This is a genomic window from Sphingomonas sp. T1 (assembly GCF_902506585.1).
Taxonomy (GTDB): domain Bacteria; phylum Pseudomonadota; class Alphaproteobacteria; order Sphingomonadales; family Sphingomonadaceae; genus Sphingomonas; species Sphingomonas aerolata.
On the sequence record NZ_LR733892.1, the window covers coordinates 1 to 2,173 of the forward strand.

Genomic DNA, 2,173 nt, shown 5'->3' on the forward strand with positions numbered 1-2,173 from the left:
ATGATGAAGTTCCTCTTGTTGAAGGAACTCCATCGTCTGCCGCCGCTGCCGCAGGACCAAACCTCAGCGCAAGGGCGCTACCCCACCGCCACCACCACTGCCGCGCAGCGGCTTCGTGCTGTGGGTCATTGCGGACGACGCAGACTCGCAATCTACACTTACGGCTTTCAATTCTTTAACCGCCATATCGTCTGATTAACGCCCGCCGTAGCATCCGGTCTTCCAGCGAGTAGTACAGCGCGATCCGGTGGCCCTCCGCCACGCTCGACGCGGCAAACGCGATGTCGGTGGCTTCGCGGGTCAGCGCTGGTGGCGGCACGAGCAGCGGCTCGAGCCCACGCCCCGTCACCCGCGCGAAATCCGTACTGAAGCTGATCCAGCCGATCCGCCAGCGCGCGTCGTGCGTCGCGCCGTTGTAAAACATCACCGGATCTTGCCCCGCCGCCTGCCAGATAGGCCCGGTCGACAGATGCCAATTGTCCCAGCTGTCCTCGCGGATGCCGAAAGGGTCGGGGAGGACAGTCCAAGGACCCTTCGGGGTCGGCCCGCCCGCCACGCCGATCCGCGACGCGCCCTTGGCCGCATATTCGTAAAACAGGCGCCAATCTCCGGTCGCAGTCTGTGCGAGCGTCGCTTCCTTGATATTGCCTTCGCCGGGTGGTGCCTTCAGCACCAGATCTTCCTTGACCAGCGCGGTCAGGTCGGGCCCCGCAGCTAAAATCATGCATCCCTGCGCGCGCGCAGCGTCCACGCCAGTATAATAGACGAGATATTCGTCGCCGGCCACGAGCACGGTTGGATCCTCGCATCCGCCCATGTCCTCAGCACCCGGCCCGGGTGTGATTGCGAGCCCCGGATCCATAATGAAGGCAAGCCCGTCGCGGCTCTCTCCGCGCGCAATGATCCCGGTCGGATCGCTGGGCCCGAGCGGATGCGGCACGCCGCGAACCATGATCCGGTAGAGATTGCCTTCCCTCCAGACGAACGGGCTCATCATGTCCATGCCGTCGATCACAGACGTAGCGGAGATGGTCACCGTGTCGAGCTGCTCGACCGCATAAGCGATCGTCATGCGCCTTGCGCCACAGTCAATGACAGCCCGCCGTCGATCGTTACCGTGGTGCCGGTGATATAGTCCGCGGCCGGCGACAGCAGGAAAGCGACCAGCGTCGCGACCTCATCGGGCCGACCGGCGCGCTTCCACGGGATTGCCGCCTCCTTCGCCGCCAGCTCGTCCGGATGATTCAGTACGGATTGATTCATCGGCGTAAGGATCATCCCAGGCGCGACGCCATTCACCGCGATGCCCTTCGGCGCCAGCTCTAGTGCAAGGGTGGCCGTCAACTGCGACAGGCCACCCTTAGCTGAGTCGTAATCGACGCCGCCCGGTCGCGGCGCGCGTTCGTGAATCGACGATATGTTGACGATCCGCCCCTTGGCGTTCTTTGCCTCGAGCGCGCGCACCATGCGTCGGCAGGTGAGGAACGGGCCATAGAGATCGGAACGGATGACCCGGTCGAACTGCGTAAGTTCCATGTTGACGAGCATCACGCCGCTCATGTTCAAGCCGGCCGAATTGACCAGAAGGCTGACCGTGCCGAACGTTTTTTCGGCCTCCGCGAACAGTCGTTCGATCGCGGCTTCATCACTGACATCAACTTGCACCGCGATCGCGCGGTTGGACCCACCGATCGAGGTGCAGACCGCCTGCGCCGCGGCGGCATCCTTCAAATAGGTGATCACAACGCGGGCCCCGGCGTCGCCCAACAACTTGGCGCAGGCCGCGCCAATGCCGGATTCACCGCCGGTGACGATAGCATTATGATTGTCGAACATGGTCATCACCGCTGAACCTGCGGCGTGACATCGAGTTGCATGAATTCGCTGCCATAAAGGTACCTTTCGCCTGTGCGGCTGGAGCGGGCTTGAGCGGGCTTGAGCGCGAGTACTTCAAACTGGGTAACTCGTGTTCTGGACGCCCACTTATCGCTGATGAACGGACGTCCGGTTTCTTGAAGGGGCGATTGACCTGTGACTGACCGGGACTGGGTCCATCCGTCATCGTCTGAGCCGTTTCCATCCCAGCCAGATGCCGCTTATCGACGTCACCCCGCCTGCGATCGAGAACAGCCAGATCAGCATATCCCGGGCCGGCCGGTACATGGTGAGCACG

3 protein-coding genes are annotated in these 2,173 nt (G+C 62.7%); 1 reads left to right on the forward strand and 2 read right to left on the reverse strand.

The genetic code is table 11. The features are described 5' to 3' along the window. The coding region (locus GV027_RS21585) for a hypothetical protein (protein WP_236559397.1) at positions 1-195 on the forward strand (195 nt) is incomplete at its 5' end. Here the strand turns inward: GV027_RS21585 and GV027_RS19125 are convergent. Both GV027_RS19125 and GV027_RS19130 read right to left on the reverse strand, forming a co-directional pair. Next, positions 176-1,072 carry a glycosidase gene (locus tag GV027_RS19125; protein WP_159513235.1) on the reverse strand — a complete coding sequence of 299 codons (897 nt, stop codon included), beginning with the start codon at positions 1,070-1,072 and terminating at the stop codon, positions 176-178. The genes GV027_RS21585 and GV027_RS19125 overlap by 20 nt on opposite strands. Continuing rightward, positions 1,069-1,836, reverse strand: a complete 768-nt coding sequence (locus tag GV027_RS19130; protein ID WP_159513236.1) for an SDR family NAD(P)-dependent oxidoreductase — start codon at positions 1,834-1,836, stop codon at positions 1,069-1,071. Before GV027_RS19130 ends, GV027_RS19125 begins: the two co-directional genes overlap by 4 nt. Positions 1,837-2,173 lie beyond the last annotated feature (337 nt).

Excerpts from the sequence above, each read along its gene's own strand:
- GV027_RS19125 (WP_159513235.1), bottom strand. The coding sequence starts at position 1,072 with ATGACGATCGCTTATGCGGTCGAGCAGCTCGACACGGTGACCATCTCC.
- GV027_RS19130 (WP_159513236.1), bottom strand. The coding sequence starts at position 1,836 with ATGTTCGACAATCATAATGCTATCGTCACCGGCGGTGAATCCGGCATT.